At 67.0% G+C, this 14,182-nt stretch carries 20 protein-coding genes; 9 read left to right on the top strand and 11 right to left on the bottom strand.

Going from position 1 to position 14,182, the window contains the following annotated elements; genetic code table 11:
* Window positions 1-98 precede the first annotated feature (98 nt).
* On the top strand, window positions 99-719 hold the full coding sequence (locus tag LRH25_RS19305) for a 50S ribosomal protein L25/general stress protein Ctc (RefSeq protein ID WP_141287958.1): 621 nt from the start codon (window positions 99-101) through the stop codon (window positions 717-719).
* Window positions 720-802: 83 nt separating this feature from the next.
* On the opposite strand, the gene ald is transcribed toward LRH25_RS19305, so the two are convergent.
* Window positions 803-1,915: an alanine dehydrogenase gene (ald, locus tag LRH25_RS19300; protein WP_141287957.1), complete on the bottom strand. Its 1,113-nt coding sequence runs from the start codon at window positions 1,913-1,915 to the stop codon at window positions 803-805.
* 231 nt (window positions 1,916-2,146) lie between these two features.
* Between ald and LRH25_RS19295 the strand changes: the two genes are divergently transcribed.
* From LRH25_RS19295 to LRH25_RS19280, 4 genes are all read left to right on the top strand, one after another.
* Window positions 2,147-3,571, top strand: coding sequence for a pre-peptidase C-terminal domain-containing protein (locus LRH25_RS19295; protein ID WP_141287956.1), 1,425 nt, complete (start codon window positions 2,147-2,149; stop codon window positions 3,569-3,571).
* 93 nt (window positions 3,572-3,664) lie between these two features.
* Complete coding sequence (locus tag LRH25_RS19290; RefSeq protein ID WP_231011965.1) at window positions 3,665-4,636, top strand: LysR family transcriptional regulator ArgP; 972 nt, start codon at window positions 3,665-3,667, stop codon at window positions 4,634-4,636.
* On the top strand, window positions 4,633-5,289 hold the full coding sequence (pth, locus tag LRH25_RS19285) for an aminoacyl-tRNA hydrolase (RefSeq protein WP_141284882.1): 657 nt from the start codon (window positions 4,633-4,635) through the stop codon (window positions 5,287-5,289). The genes LRH25_RS19290 and pth overlap by 4 nt, the downstream gene beginning before the upstream one ends.
* Window positions 5,290-5,350: 61 nt before the next feature.
* Window positions 5,351-5,866, top strand: a complete 516-nt coding sequence (locus tag LRH25_RS19280) for a hypothetical protein (protein ID WP_141284884.1) — start codon at window positions 5,351-5,353, stop codon at window positions 5,864-5,866.
* 4 nt (window positions 5,867-5,870) lie between these two features.
* On the opposite strand, the gene LRH25_RS19275 is transcribed toward LRH25_RS19280, so the two are convergent.
* The 4 genes from LRH25_RS19275 to hisF are packed head-to-tail and all read right to left on the bottom strand — an operon-like array spanning window position 5,871 to window position 8,174.
* A complete protein-coding gene (locus LRH25_RS19275; protein ID WP_141284886.1) occupies window positions 5,871-6,161 on the bottom strand; it encodes a YfhL family 4Fe-4S dicluster ferredoxin in 291 nt (96 codons plus the stop codon).
* A gap of 43 nt (window positions 6,162-6,204) precedes the next feature.
* Window positions 6,205-6,711: a pantetheine-phosphate adenylyltransferase gene (gene coaD / locus LRH25_RS19270; RefSeq protein ID WP_141284888.1), complete on the bottom strand. Its 507-nt coding sequence runs from the start codon at window positions 6,709-6,711 to the stop codon at window positions 6,205-6,207.
* Window positions 6,712-6,741: 30 nt separating this feature from the next.
* Complete coding sequence (gene rsmD / locus LRH25_RS19265; protein WP_141284890.1) at window positions 6,742-7,395, bottom strand: 16S rRNA (guanine(966)-N(2))-methyltransferase RsmD; 654 nt, start codon at window positions 7,393-7,395, stop codon at window positions 6,742-6,744.
* Complete coding sequence (gene hisF / locus LRH25_RS19260) at window positions 7,392-8,174, bottom strand: imidazole glycerol phosphate synthase subunit HisF (RefSeq protein WP_141284892.1); 783 nt, start codon at window positions 8,172-8,174, stop codon at window positions 7,392-7,394. Before hisF ends, rsmD begins: the two co-directional genes overlap by 4 nt.
* Before the next feature lie 136 nt (window positions 8,175-8,310).
* On the opposite strand from hisF, the gene LRH25_RS19255 reads away from it, so the two are divergent.
* Both LRH25_RS19255 and LRH25_RS19250 read left to right on the top strand, forming a co-directional pair.
* Window positions 8,311-8,889, top strand: a complete 579-nt coding sequence (locus LRH25_RS19255) for a DJ-1/PfpI family protein (protein WP_141284894.1) — start codon at window positions 8,311-8,313, stop codon at window positions 8,887-8,889.
* Between the two features lie 125 nt (window positions 8,890-9,014).
* The gene (locus tag LRH25_RS19250; protein ID WP_141284896.1) at window positions 9,015-9,452 is read left to right on the top strand and encodes a ribbon-helix-helix domain-containing protein; all 438 of its coding nucleotides are present in this window, start codon (window positions 9,015-9,017) and stop codon (window positions 9,450-9,452) included.
* Here LRH25_RS19250 and hisA read toward each other — a convergent pair.
* From hisA to LRH25_RS19220, 6 genes are all read right to left on the bottom strand, one after another.
* On the bottom strand, window positions 9,386-10,132 hold the full coding sequence (gene hisA / locus LRH25_RS19245; RefSeq protein ID WP_141284898.1) for a 1-(5-phosphoribosyl)-5-[(5-phosphoribosylamino)methylideneamino]imidazole-4-carboxamide isomerase: 747 nt from the start codon (window positions 10,130-10,132) through the stop codon (window positions 9,386-9,388). The two genes, LRH25_RS19250 and hisA, sit on opposite strands and share 67 nt — an antisense overlap.
* A 93-nt stretch (window positions 10,133-10,225) precedes the next feature.
* A complete protein-coding gene (hisH, locus tag LRH25_RS19240) occupies window positions 10,226-10,873 on the bottom strand; it encodes an imidazole glycerol phosphate synthase subunit HisH (protein ID WP_259372421.1) in 648 nt (215 codons plus the stop codon).
* A 95-nt stretch (window positions 10,874-10,968) separates the two neighbouring features.
* The gene (gene hisB, locus LRH25_RS19235; protein ID WP_375140554.1) at window positions 10,969-11,580 is read right to left on the bottom strand and encodes an imidazoleglycerol-phosphate dehydratase HisB; all 612 of its coding nucleotides are present in this window, start codon (window positions 11,578-11,580) and stop codon (window positions 10,969-10,971) included.
* 13 nt (window positions 11,581-11,593) lie between these two features.
* Window positions 11,594-12,679, bottom strand: coding sequence for a histidinol-phosphate transaminase (gene hisC, locus LRH25_RS19230; RefSeq protein ID WP_141284906.1), 1,086 nt, complete (start codon window positions 12,677-12,679; stop codon window positions 11,594-11,596).
* A complete protein-coding gene (locus LRH25_RS19225; protein ID WP_141284908.1) occupies window positions 12,679-13,164 on the bottom strand; it encodes a PIN domain-containing protein in 486 nt (161 codons plus the stop codon). Before LRH25_RS19225 ends, hisC begins: the two co-directional genes overlap by 1 nt.
* Entirely contained in the window at window positions 13,161-13,394 is a 234-nt protein-coding gene (locus LRH25_RS19220; RefSeq protein WP_141284910.1) for a CopG family transcriptional regulator, read from the bottom strand. The genes LRH25_RS19225 and LRH25_RS19220 overlap by 4 nt, the downstream gene beginning before the upstream one ends.
* 110 nt (window positions 13,395-13,504) lie before the next feature.
* On the opposite strand from LRH25_RS19220, the gene LRH25_RS19215 reads away from it, so the two are divergent.
* On the top strand, window positions 13,505-13,765 hold the full coding sequence (locus LRH25_RS19215) for an antitoxin (protein WP_141284912.1): 261 nt from the start codon (window positions 13,505-13,507) through the stop codon (window positions 13,763-13,765).
* Window positions 13,762-14,172: a type II toxin-antitoxin system VapC family toxin gene (locus tag LRH25_RS19210; protein ID WP_211361281.1), complete on the top strand. Its 411-nt coding sequence runs from the start codon at window positions 13,762-13,764 to the stop codon at window positions 14,170-14,172. Before LRH25_RS19215 ends, LRH25_RS19210 begins: the two co-directional genes overlap by 4 nt.
* Window positions 14,173-14,182 lie beyond the last annotated feature (10 nt).

The raw sequence follows: 14,182 nt of genomic DNA, 5'->3' as shown, positions 1-14,182 counted from the left end.
CGGCCTCCGGGCTTCGATCCGTTTCGTGGCAGCCCCCGGGCTGCCTTTTTCGAATGGGGCAGCCTGGTCGCGGGCGCCCCGACTCATTGGAGAGATTCATGCAATTCACCGCTTTTGAGCGCAATCTGCAGGGGACCGGAGCGAGCCGCCGCCTGCGGAGCGCTGGCAAGGTTCCCGGCATCGTGTTTGGTGCCGGCACCCCCACCATGATCGAACTCGATCACAACGCCCTGTACTTCGCCCTGAAGAAGGAAGCTTTCCACTCGTCCATCCTGACGATGGAACTGGCCGGCGCGACCACCAAGGTCCTGCTGCGCGACTTCCAGATGCACCCGTGGAAGCAGCAAGTCCTGCACGTGGACTTCCAGCGCGTGGACGAAACCACCCGCCTGCACAAGAAGGTGCCGCTGCACTTCTCGGGCGAAGAAAACTCGGTGGCTGTGAAGACCGACAAGTGCGTGGTCAGCCACGTCCTGACCGAAGTCGAGATCGAATGCCTGGCCGTTCAGCTGCCGGAATTCATCGCCGTGGACCTGAACGGTCTGGTCAAGGGCAAGAGCCTGCACGTGTCTGACCTGGTCCTGCCGACCGGCGTCAAGGTCGTCACGCACGGCAAGAAGGATCCGGTCCTGGTGTCCGTCGCCGAGCCCAAGGTCGAAGAAGAAATCATCGTCGCCCCCGTGGTCGTCGAAGACAAGAAGGGCAAGAAGAAAAAGTGATCCCCTGCGGGATCCGCAACTTCTTCGGCTCGCCGACAAAAAGCCCCGCACTGCGGGGCTTTTTTCATGGGCGGCCGGCTGACTCAGAGCAGCGTATCGGCATGCGTCATTGGCAGGTTCAGCGCTGCAGCCACCGGCGCGCAGGTGACCTTGCCAGCGGCCACGTTCAGGCCGGCCTTCAGGTGCGGGCTCTCGCGCATCGCCTGCTGCCAGCCCAGATCGGCCAGCGCCAGGCCATGGCCGATGGTGGCGTTGTTCAGCGCGAAGGTCGAGGTGCGGGCCACGGCGCCGGGCATGTTGGCCACACAGTAGTGCACCACGTCGTCGACCACGAAGGTCGGCTCGGCATGCGTGGTGGCATGCGAGGTCTCGAAGCAGCCGCCCTGGTCAATGGCCACATCCACAAGCACCGCGCCCTTTTTCATGCAGCGCACCATCGGCCGGGTCACGAGCTTGGGCGCCGCGGCGCCGGGGATCAGCACGCCGCCGATCACCAGGTCCGACTCCAGCACCTTTTCCTCCAGCGCCTGGGCGCTGGAATACAGCGTCTTGATGCGGTTGCCGAACACCAGGTCCAGCTGGCGCAGCCGCTCGACGTTCTTGTCCAGCACCGTGACCCGCGCGCCCAAGCCCACGGCCATCTGCAGCGCGTGCGTGCCGACCACGCCCGCGCCAATGATCAGCACGTGCGCCGGCTCCACGCCCGGCACGCCGCCCAGCAGCACGCCCATGCCGCCCTTGGACTTTTCCAGGTGCGCAGCACCCGCCTGGATGCTCATGCGGCCAGCCACCTCGCTCATCGGCGCCAGCAGCGGCAGGCCGCCTTGCGGGCCGGTGATGGTCTCGTAGGCGATGCAGATGGCGCCGGAGCGCAGCAGCGCGTCGGTCTGCTCCGGGTCCGGTGCCAGGTGCAGGTAGGTGTAGAGGATCTGGCCTTCGCGCAGCATCGCGCACTCGGCCGGCTGCGGCTCCTTGACCTTGACGATCATCTCGGCCCGGGCGCAGACCTCGGCCGCGTCCTTCAGCAGCGTGGCGCCAGCGGCAGCGTAATGCTCGTCCGCCAGGCCGATGGACGCGCCCGCGCCACTCTGCACGAACACCTCGTGCCCGCGGGCCGCGAACTCGCGCACGCTGGCCGGCGTCAGGCCGACGCGGTATTCATGGTTCTTGATTTCCTTGGGTACACCGACACGCATGGCTTGTCTCCTATGTTTGTGTTGGGATGAAGGCCCATTTGGAAACAGCCGGGCGCGCTTGACCAGCGGCATTGCCAAGTCTCCAGCCGCATTAGCGGCGCTGATGCAGCGCTGCGCGCTCCGGCGCTGTTTCTCTTCGATGCAAATTTCCCTCGCGATGCGGGGCTGCGCAAGGCGCTGCGGTGGCTAGCATCGCCGACCTATCCACCCCACACAAGACAAGGACATTGCATGCGCCGCCCGACCCTTCGCTCCGCCGCCCTGACGGCCACCGCCCTGCTCTGGCTGATCCAGCCGGCAGCGGCCGCCACGGCAGAGCGAACCAGCTTCCCGCGCCTGGAGCTGGCCGAAGCCGATGCTTCCGGCCAGCGCGCCATCGACCTGCTCGGGTCCAGGCTGGATGAAGTGGCCGCCTGGTACCGCCGCAGCCCTCAGGCCTTCCGCGAAATGCTGCTGCGCGACCCGCTGATGCGCCTGGACCGCCACGGCCGGCTGTACGCCGTTGACGAGCTGGAAGCCCCACTGATCGCACCGGCGGAAGAAGCCAGCCTCGCCGCCACCGCCACGCCCACCACGCTGGACAAGACCTTCAAGCTGCACAGCCTGAAAGGCGCCAAGCGCATGCTGTACCTGGACTTCAACGGCGCCACGCTGACCGGCACCGCCTGGAACAGCAACGGCAACACACTGACCGCCCAGCCCTTCGACATGGACGGCAACCCGGGCACGTTTTCCGATGCCGAGCTGGAACGCATCCAGTACATCTGGCAGCGCGTGGCCGAAGACTACGCCCCCTTCGGCATTGACGTGACGACCCAGGAGCCGGCCGCCGACAAGCTGACCCGCGCCAGCACCGACGACCAGATCTACGGCAGCACTGTGGTCATCACGAACAACAGTGGTGTCTACAACTGCTCCTGCGGCGGCGTGGCCTACGTGGGCGTGTTCGACAACGTGGGCGACTTCTACAAGCCCGCGCTGGTGTTCTGGAACATGCTCGGCCCGAGTGGCGAGAAGTACGTGGCCGAGGCCATCTCGCACGAAGCCGGCCACAACCTGGGCCTGAGCCACGACGGCAATGCCACCAGCGGCTACGACACCGGCCACGGCAGCGGCGCCACCGGCTGGGCCCCCATCATGGGCGCGGGCTACTACCAGCCGGTCACGCAGTGGAGCATCGGCGAATACAGCAGCGCCAACAACCAGGAGGACGACCTCGCGGTGATCGCAGCCAACGGCGGCACGCTGCGCAAGGACGACCACGGCAACACCACCGCCAAGGCCACGCCGCTGACCGTCACCGCCAATGGTGTGACGCTGACCGTGTCCGGCCAGGGCGTGATCGAGCAGCGTGGCGACAAGGACGTGTTCTCGTTCACCGCCGGCGCCGGTCCGGTGTCCATCACCGTCTCGCCGGACAGCCGCGCGCCCAACCTGGACGTGCTGGCCAAGCTGATAGACGTCAATGGCACGCTGCTCTTGAAGTCCAACCCTGTGGACGCGCTGGGCGCGACGCTGAGCTTCACGCTGCCGGCTGCCGGCACCTACTACCTGCTGATCGACGGCATCGGCTTCGGCGATCCGCTCACCAACGGCTACAGCGACTACGCCAGCATTGGCCAGTACAAGATCAGCGGCACCGCACCGGCGCCCTGAGTCCCGCGCCCGGCACTGCGGGCAACACCTCTGCAGGCGCGGCAGCGACGCCGCTACATTAGCCAGACTGATGAACGCCCTGTCCCGCCTGAGATGAACGTCCTGGACCCTGCCGGCCTGGACTGCCTGGCCGCGCTGGCCGAGGCCGGCAGCTTCGAAAAGGCCGCGCAGTTGCTGGCCATCACCCAGTCGGCCGTGTCGCAGCGGCTGCGCTCGCTGGAGAGCCACGTTGGCCACCTGCTGGTGGTGCGGGCCCGGCCACTGCGGCTGACCGAGCCCGGCAAGGTGCTGCTGCGCTACGCCCGGCAGATGCAGGCGCTGCGCGCCGACGCGGCACGCGAGCTGGGCGCCACGCTGGGCCGCGAGGAACGGCTGCCGATCGCCGTCAACGCCGACAGCCTCGCCACCTGGGTGCTGCCCGCGCTGGACCCGCTGGTGCGCGCCGGCCAGCGCCAGGGCTACGGCGTGGAGTTGATCGTCGACGACCAGGACTTCACGCACGACTGGCTGCGCCAGGGCGAGGTGCTGGGCTGCGTCAGCACCGTCTCGCAGGCCTTGCGCGGCTGCGCCTGCCTGCCGCTGGGGCGCATGCGCTATGTGGCCGCAGCCAGCCCAGCCTTCATTGCCAAGGCCCTGCCGGGCGGGCTGCACGCCGGCAACTTCGCCCACCTGCCCTTCATCGTCTTCAACCGCAAGGACGACATGCAGGCGCAGTGGGTCTCGCAAGCCTTCGGCGTGCGCGAGCCGCGGCTGCAAGAGCGCTACGTGCCCAGCAGCGAAGCCGGCGCACGCGCCGCGGCCATGGGCTGGGGCATTGCGGTGCTGCCGGAGCTGCTGGCCAGGCCGATGATGGACGACGGCCGGCTCACACCGCTGAAGCCAGAGATCACGCTGGATGTGGCGCTGTACTGGCACCAGTGGAAGCTCAGCGCCGAGCAAGGACTGGAGCCAGGCGCAGACCAGTCCTGGGGGCGCTCCCCTGCCAGCCTGATGGACCAGATCGGCCATGCGCTGCTGCAGGGTGCGGGCGCCGTGCTGGCACCACCGGATAATGCCACCCCATGATTCGACTGATCGTGGGCCTGGGCAATCCTGGGCCGGAATACGAAGACACCCGGCACAACGCCGGTTTCTGGTGGGTGGACCAAGCCACGCGCCAGCTGGGCGGCAGCCTGCAGCCGGACCGGGCCTACCACGGCATGGTCGCGCGGGTGAACGGCGCGGCGGCAGATGGCAGCCCGGTGTGGCTGTTGCAGCCCATGACCTACATGAACCTCTCGGGCAAGTCGGTCGCGCCGCTGGCGCGCTTCTTCAAGATCCTGCCCGGCGAGATCCTGGTCGTGCACGACGAGCTGGATGTTCCGCCCGGCCAGATGAAGCTGAAGCTGGGCGGCGGCAATGGCGGCCACAACGGGCTGAAGGACATCCAGGCCCAGCTCGGCAGCGGCGACTTCTGGCGCCTGCGGCTGGGCATTGGCCATCCGGGCGTGAAAAGCGAAGTCGCGGCCTATGTGCTGCGCAAGCCGCCGCAGGCCGAACGCGATGGCATCGAAAAGATGATCGACGACTCGCTGGCCACGCTGCCGCTGATGCTGGCCGGCAGCATGGACAAGGCGATGGCCAAGATCCACGCCAAGCCGCCCCGGCCCAAGCCGCCGCGCCCCGAACCGGCCGCACCGAAACCCGAACTGGCCGCACCCCCACCTGTGGGTGAATGACAGCCCGCCGGCGCCACGAAAGAATCGATCGCTGAGGGATGTCAAAAAAGGGAGGACAGAGATGCACACCGGATGCTCGAAGGCGCTGGCCCTCGCGGCCAGCCTGCTGGCAGTTGCCGGCGGCAGCCAGGCCGCGATGATTTACCGCTGTGGCCAGACTTACCAGCAAGTGCCTTGCGAAGGCGGCAAGGCCTTGAACACCGCGCCGGCGCCCAGCGAGGAACAGCGCCGCCAGGCGCAGGAACGCGCAGACGCCGAGCAGCGGCTGGCCAACGACATGGCCGAGGACAGGCACCGCCAGGAAGCGGCGGACGCCAAGGCCCGCGCGAAAGACGAAGCCGCCTCCGAGCGTGAGCGCAAAGCCGCCGCCAAGTCCGCCAGGAAGGACGCCGAAGCCAGCGAGCAAGTTGTGCTGGCCTGCCCTAGCCCGGTCTACGTGGAACTCGCCCCAGGCGAGAAAAAGAAGGCAGGCAAGTCGAAGTCAGGCTGCCCGGCGGTCATCTACGTACCGGCACCGGCCAAGCCCGCGGCTTCGGCTGCCGTGGTCGCACAGCAGCCTGCGCCCAAGAAGAAGTAGATCTTCAGCTCTGCGAGCCCGCCGGCAGCGGCTCACCGGGCCGCAGCGCCAGCGCCACCAGGTTCAGGTACTTGCGGTGCAACTGGTCCTGGGTTTCGACATGCTCCGGATTGACCGGGATGCACTCGACCGGGCAGACCTGCACGCACTGCGGCTCGCCGAAGTGGCCGACGCATTCGGTGCACTTGGCCGGGTCGATGACGTAGTAGAGCTCGCCCATCGAGATCGCCTCGTTGGGGCATTCGGGCTCGCAGACGTCGCAGTTGATGCACTCGTCGGTGATCATCAACGCCATTTCATCGCTCCCGGGCGGTCATTGTGCGGATCGCCGTGCGGTTTCATGCGTCCTTCGTTCGGGCGACCCGTTCCTTGAGACGCTCCAGCACCGAAGGTGCCACAAACTTGGAGACATCGCCGCCGAGGGTGGCAATCTCGCGCACAAAAGTACCGCTGACGAACTGGTACTGGTCGCTGGGCGTGAGGAACAAGGTCTCGACGTCGGGCATCAGCTGGCGGTTCATGCCGGCCATCTGGAACTCGTATTCGAAGTCGCTGACCGCACGCAGCCCGCGCACGACGACGCGGCCGCCCTTGTCGACGACAAAGTCGCGCAGCAGCCCGCTGAAGGGAATCACTTCGACGTTGGGATACGGCCGCGCCAGCTCGGTCGCAATGTCCAGCCGCTCTTCGGCGGAGAACATCGTGCGCTTGTGGTGGCCGGCGGCGACCGCGAGGATCAGCCGGTCGAACAGCTTGCTGGCCCGGCGCATCAGGTCCTGGTGGCCCAGCGTCATCGGGTCGAAGGTACCGGGGTAGACGGCGGTGACGGGGGGGGTGGCGCTCATCGGGTCAGTCCTTCAAGGCAAAAGACGGCTTCAGGCGGGCTGCTCGGCGACACGCTGCAGCAGCGCATGGTGCACCGCGCCGGCACGGCCCTGGCGGTACAGCACAAGACCGTCCGGCAGCGGCTCGGCCAAGGCTTCGCCGGACTCGACGTAGACAAAACCATCCGGCACCACGACACGCGCGGCAGCCAGCAAGGCCGGCGCCAGCAGCACGCTGTCGAACGGCGGATCCAGCAGCACCAGCTCCAGGCTTTGTGGCGCCGCGCCGCGCAACCAGGCCAGCGCATCACCGCGCTGCACGCGGAGCACGGCTTCGGCCTTGAGGCGGATGCGCGAGGCATTCAAGGAGGTGACCAGCGCCGCGTCCTGCTCCATCAGCAGCACTTCGGCTGCGCCACGCGACGCGGCCTCGAAACCCAGCGCGCCGGTGCCGGCAAAAGCGTCCAGCACGCGCCATCCGCTCAGGTCCTGGCCCAGCCAGTTGAACAGGGTTTCGCGCACGCGGTCAGGCGTGGGCCGCAGGCCAGGCTTGTCGGCCACCGGCAGCAGGCTGCGCCGCCATTGGCCGCCGACGATGCGCACCTCGTGCCTTGCATTCGGCGCGCCTTTGGCAGCCGCCTGCTTGGGGGATGCGGCAGGCGGTTTGCCGCCCTTTGAAGCGGACTTGGTCACCGGGGGCTTCATGCGGGCCTCACTGGCACGCCGGCCCGCGCCAGCTGGGCCTTGGCCTGGCCGACGGTGAACTCGCCGTAATGAAAGATGCTGGCCGCCAGCACCGCGTCGGCACCGCCGATCTGGATGCCTTCGACCAGGTGCTCCAGCGCGCCGACGCCGCCGGAGGCGATCACCGGCACAGGCACGGCGTCGGAGACTGCGCGGGTCAGCGCCAGGTCGAAGCCGCTCTTGGTGCCGTCGCGGTCCATGCTGGTCAGCAGGATCTCGCCCGCGCCCAGCGTCGCCATGCGGCTGGCCCATTCGACGGCATCCAGCCCGGTGTTCTTGCGCCCGCCATGGCTGTAGACGTCCCAGCCCGGGCCTTTGGCAGCCAAATCCTCGCCCACGCGGCGCTTGGCGTCGATGGCGACGACGATGGCCTGCGCGCCGTACTTGTCGGACGCGTCGCGGATGACCTGCGGGTTGGCGATGGCGGCCGAGTTGAAGCTGACCTTGTCGGCGCCGGCATTCAGCAGCCGCCGCACGTCTTCGACCGCCCGCACGCCGCCACCCACCGTCAGCGGAATGAAGACCTGGGACGCGACCGCCTCGATGATGGGCAGGATCAGATCCCGGCCGTCGCTGGTCGCGGTGATGTCCAGGAAGGTCAGCTCGTCGGCGCCCTGCTCGTTGTAGCGCGCGGCGATCTCGACCGGATCACCGGCATCTCGCAGTTCGACGAAGTTGACGCCTTTGACGACACGGCCGCCGGTGACATCGAGACACGGAATGATTCGTTTGGCCAGCATGGGCCGGATTGTCGCCGATGCCTCGCAAACCAGCGGCCGGGCGGCGACACAACCGGCTATTACCCGCCGCGGCTTCCGGGCGCGAAAAATGGCTGTCACCAGCCACCGGCTGGCCCCTCATTCCAAGGAGACGACAATGGCCAAGAAGATCCTGATGCTGTGCGGCGACTACGGCGAAGACTACGAAACCATGGTGCCCTTCCAGGCACTGCAGGCCGTGGGCCACACGGTGCACGCGGTGGCGCCGGACAAGAAGATCGGGGAATCGGTGATCCTGGCGATCCATGACTTCGAAGGCGCGCAAACCTACAGCGAAAAGCCCGGCCACCGCTTCGCGCTGAACGCGAATTTCGCCGACGTGAAGCCCGAGCAGTACGACGCGCTGGTGATCCCCGGCGGCCGTGCGCCCGAATACCTGCGCATGAACGCCCGCGTGGTCGAGATCACCCGCCACTTCCTGAAGGCCGACAAGCCCATCGCCGCGGTCTGCCACGGCGCGCAACTGCTGGCCGCCACCGGCATGATCAAGGGCCGCATCATTTCGGCCTATCCGGCCTGCCAGGTGGAAGTGGAACTGGCCGGTGCCGAGTACAAGGGCATTGCGATGGACGCGGCCGTCACCGACCGCAACCTGGTCACCGCACCAGCCTGGCCGGCACACCCGGCCTGGATCTCGCAGTTCCTCACCGTTCTGGGCACCCGCATCAGCCTGTGAAAACGAGCTGCCGGCCTGCTGACCCGCCGGCCGGCAGGGACCCGATTGAAGCGATGCGGCGGCCGGCGTAGAGTGCTTCTCGCCGGCCCTTCATGGCCTGGCGCGCTTCAACAAAGGGTTCATCGATGTGCGAGATCTTCATCGGCGCCGATCCCGAGGGCTATGGCAGCCGCACGCGTTCGGTGCGGCTGCATGGCGTGGTCACCAGCATCCGGCTGGAAAACCTGTTCTGGGACGTGCTGAAAGAGATTGCCGGGCGCGACGGCATGGGCGTGGTGCAGCTGATCGAAAAGCTCTATGACGAGCTGATCGCCGCCCGCGGCGAAGCCGGCAACTTCGCTTCGTTCCTGCGGGTCAGCGCCTTGCGCTACGAGGCGCTGCTGGCGCACCAGGGCATTCCGGCGGACACCAGCGTGCCGATCCGCACGCTGAACCCGCAGCAGGTGCTGCAGGCCCTGCCGCCGCACTGGCGCGGCAGCAGCTCAGCGGCGGGTGTTCAGGCCACGTCCTTCAGCGCGTCGGCCCGGGCTTGCGCGGCGGCAAAGTCCAGCGCACCGGTGTAGATCGAGCGGCCGCAGATCACGCCTTCCACGCCTTCGCTTTCGACGGCGCAGAGCGCGTCGATGTCGGCCATGCCGGCCAGACCGCCGGAGGCGATGACCGGGATGGTCAGCGCCTGCGCCAGCTTCACCGTGGCATCGATGTTGATGCCGGTCAGCATGCCGTCGCGGCCAATGTCGGTGTAGATGATGCCTTCGACGCCGTAGTCCTCGAACTTCTTCGCCAGGTCCACGACCTCGTGGCCGGTCAGCTTGCTCCAGCCATCGGTCGCCACCTTGCCGTCCTTGGCGTCCAGGCCAACGATGATGTGGCCGCCGAAGGCCGAGCAGGCGTCGCGCAGGAAACCGGGGTTCTTCACCGCGGCGGTGCCGATGATGACGAAGCTCAGCCCGTCATCCAGGTAGCGCTCGATGGTGTCCAGGTCGCGGATGCCGCCGCCGAGTTGCACGGGGATGTCGGCGCCCACCTCTTTCAGGATGGCCTTGATCGCGCCCTCGTTGATTGGCTTGCCGGCAAATGCGCCGTTCAGGTCCACCAGGTGCAAGCGCCGGGCGCCGGCCTCCACCCAGCGTCTGGCCATTGCGGCCGGGTCTTCGCCAAAGGTGGTGGAAACATTCATGTCGCCTTGTTCAAGGCGAACGCATTGACCGTCTTTCAGATCGATCGCGGGGATCAGCAGCATGGCTCCGTGAGCACGAGTGAAGAATCGAAGCGGGATCCCGGGGGCGCAGGATGGCCACCTCCGGGTGCGGACCGGGACTGGCCCAAAGGCCAGTCAGGGGATCCAGTGCAGGAAATTGCGGTAAAGCGCCAGCCCGTGGGCCGCGCTCTTCTCTGGATGGAACTGCGTGGCAAAAATATTATCGTCAGCGACGGCGCAGGTAAAGCGTTCGCCGTAATCGGCCGCACCCGCGATGTGGCGCGAGGCTGACGGCGCCGCATAGTAGCTGTGCACGAAGTAGAAGTACGCACCGTCCGGCACCCCGGCCCAGATTGGGTGCGCCGCCCCGTCATGCGCCTGCTGCCAGACCTGGTTCCAGCCCATTTGCGGCACCTTGTAGCGGCTGCCGTCGGGTTGCAGGCGACCCGCAAGCTCGAAGCGATGCACCTGCCCCGGGATCAAGCCCAGCCCCGGCGTGTCCTGCTCGTCTGAATGGTCCAGCAGCATCTGCATGCCCACGCACACGCCCATCAGCGGCTTGCTGCGCGCGGCTTCCAGCACGGCCTCCTGCAGGCCCGAGTCGCGCAGTTCGCGCATGCAGTCACGCATCGCCCCCTGGCCCGGCAGCACCACGCGCTCAGCGGCACGCACGTCTTCGGGACGCGAGGTGACGATCACGTCGAAACCGCTGTCGGCAGCGACATGCTGCACCGCCTGCGAAACCGAGCGCAGGTTACCCATCCCATAGTCCACGACCGCCACTGTTCTGGCCCCTCGACGAACGGGTACGTTCGCCGATCCCCCGAGGGGATGCGGGCCGGCTTGGGACGGCCCGGCGCTCGGCCGGCTTTGCGCACTCACAGCGTTCCCTTCGTGGATGGGATGACGCCGGCCGAGCGCGGATCCAGCGTCATCGCCATGCGCAGCGCGCGGCCGAAAGCCTTGAAGATGGTCTCGCACTGGTGGTGCGCGTTGTGGCCCTTCAGGTTGTCCACGTGCAGGCTGACCAGCGCATGGTTGACGAAGCCCTGGAAGAATTCGAAAGCCAGCTGGGTGTCGAAGGCGCCGATGCTGCCCGAGGTGAACTTCACGTCCATCGCCAACCCCGGGCGGCCGGAAAAGTCGATCACCACGCGCGACAGCGCCTCGTCCAGCGGCACGTAGCTGTGGCCGTAGCGGGTCAGGCCGCGCTTGTCGCCCACCGCCTGGGCCACCGCCATGCCCAGCGTGATGCCCACGTCTTCCACCGTGTGGTGGCCGTCGATGTGCAGGTCGCCTTTGGCTTCGATGTCCAGGTCTATCAACCCGTGGCGGGCGATCTGGTCCAGCATGTGGTCAAAAAAACCGATGCCGGTGGCGAGCCTGGCCTGGCCGGAGCCATCCAGGTTCACGCGCACGCGGATCTGGGTTTCCTTGGTGTTGCGCTGGACCTCGGCAATGCGGGCGGGGGTGTCGCTCATCGGGCTCATGGGTTTGGAGGGGTCAATCTTGCAGTGCTTCGCGCAATGCCGCCAGCATCAACTGGTTTTCTTCCGGCGTGCCTACGGTGATGCGAAGGCAGTTGGCCAGCAGCGGATGCAGCGCCGAAACGTTCTTGACCAGGATCTTGCGCGCTTTCAGGCCATCAAACGTCTTCTTCGCGTCCGGCACGCGCACCAGCACCATGTTGGCTTCACTCGGGAAGGGCTGCAGCCCGGGCATCGCGCCCAGCGCCGCAAAGATCATCTCGCGCTCGGCGCGGATCACCGCGGCCTGGCGCGCGTATTCATCGGCATGTTCCAGCGCAAACAGCGCCGCCTCGCAGTTCAGCACGCTGATGTTGAACGGCGGGCGCAGCTTGTCAATCTCGGCGATCAGCGGCTGGCGGCCGATCAGATAGCCGATGCGCACGCCCGCCAGGCCGAACTTGCTCATCGTGCGCATCAGCAGCACGTGGTCATGGCGCTTGAGGCGGTCCAGTGAATCGCGCGAGGCGAACGGCTGGTAGGCCTCGTCCATCACCACCAGGCCGGGCGCGGCCTCGATGATGGCCTCGATGACATCGTCGTCCCACAGGCTGGCCGTCGGGTTGTTCGGGTAGGCCAGCCAGACCAGTGCCGGCTGATGCTCTCGCACGGCGGCCAGCATGGCCGGGCCGTCGAGCTGAAAGTCGGCCGTCAGCGGCACGCCGACGAACTTCAGCCCCTGCAGCTTCGCGCTCATCTCGTACATCACGAAGCCCGGCAGCGGCGCCAGCACCACGTTGCCCGGCACGTCGGCCGCCAGTGTCAGCAGGCTGATCAACTCGTCCGAACCGTTGCCCAGCATGATGTCGTTGCCGGCCGGCATCTGCGCATGCCTGGCCAGTTCAGCCCGCAGCACCTCGCCACGCTCGGCCGGATAGCGGTTCAGCGCGACCTCGGCCAGCCGCTCGCCCAACTGGCGGCGCAGGTCCGCGGGCAGGCCAAACGGGTTCTCCATCGTGTCCACCTTGACCATGCCGGCGCTGGGCTGCACGGCGTAGCCATGCATGCCTTGCACGTCGGCACGGAGGTAGCGGGTCATGCGGTTGGGCAGGGAAGCGGTCATCAGGCGAGGTCCTTGGCCCAGGCGGGGGCTGGCGCATCCAGCAGCTCGGGGCCGACGAGGAAGGGGTTGACGATCATCACGCCGTCGATCAACTGATCCTGCGGCATGTCTTCGGACAGCACATAGCGGCAGCCCTGGTGCTGGGCCGATGCGACGATCAAGGCGTCCCAGTAACCCAGCCCGTAGCGGCTCTCGATCGCCCAGGCGGTTTCCACCGTGGCCTGGTCGGCCGCCCAGGGTTTCCAGTGCTGGTAGCGGCGCACCACGGCACGCGCATCGCCGGCCGCATTGGCCGACGAGAACTTCTTGCGGGCGTGGAAATAGAACTCGTTGAGCACCTGGGTGCTGACGCGGCCGCAGCGCCGCGTCCAGCAGGCGGCGATCCAGGCCCGCGCCAGGTCGCGCTTGGCCGGGTCCAGGTCATCCACCGCGTGCAGCAGCAGGTGACTGTCGATCAGCACGGTGACCGGCGGCGGGCTGCTCATTCAGCACCCCGGTCCACCGGCGCCTGCCGCTTCGGGTACTCGCCGTCCGACTTGCCGAAGCTTTCGAAGTCCAGCACCTCGCGCATCGCCCGCACATAGGCGTCGTCATGCCGCATCTTCTCGGCCAGCATCTCGCCAATCAGGCGAGAGACGCTGGTGTTGCGCCTAGCCGCTTCCATGCGCGCCCAGTCGGCCACCGCATCTTCCATCGTGACGGTCACGTTTTTCATCGCGAACAAAGAATAACACGAAGTTCGTGTTGCACGAAGTTCGTGGTACCCAACTTGCCAGAAGACCCGGCGAAGATCAGAATACACACATCCCTGTACACACAAACATCATGAGCACCTTGGCCAGCCGCGTCTTCATGAATGGCAACAGCCAAGCGGTGCGCATTCCGCAGGAATTCCGGCTCGACACGCAGCGTGTGGAAATCACCCGCACCGCCAATGGCGACCTGCTGATCCATCCGCTTCCCGAAGCGAGGGGCCAGGCCTTGCTGCGGGCGCTCGATGGCTTCGACGCCGACATGGCAGATGCCCTCGCCGCTGCCGTGGCGGACGACACGCCGCAACCCGTGCAGGAGCGGGAACCACTGTGACCCGCTACATGCTGGACACCAACATCCTGATCTACCTGATCAAGCACAAACCTGCGTCGGTGGTGGAACGGGTCAATGCCTTGGCGAGCGAAGACAGCCTGTGCATGTCCTTCGTCACCTGGGCCGAATTGCTCAAGGGGGCCGCAGGTAGCCAGCGCGCGGCCGAGGTGCGACAGCGGCTGGAGGCCCTGGCGCGGGAAGTGCCGGTGCTGCTGGGCTTGCAGCCCAGCCTTTGCGATCACTACGCGACCCAGGCCTTGCGGCTGAAGCTTGCAGGCACGCCGATTGGTGCCAATGACCTGTGGATTGCCTGCCATGCGCTGAGCGAAAAGGCCACGCTGGTGACCAACAACCTGCGCGAGTTCGAGCGCGTCGAAGGCCTGACGCTGGAGAACTGGGCGGCTTGAATTGCCCGCT

It is taken from the genome of Ideonella azotifigens (genome assembly GCF_021043325.1).
Lineage (GTDB): Bacteria > Pseudomonadota > Gammaproteobacteria > Burkholderiales > Burkholderiaceae_C > Ideonella > Ideonella azotifigens.
This window is presented reverse-complemented; position numbering and strand designations above follow the sequence as displayed.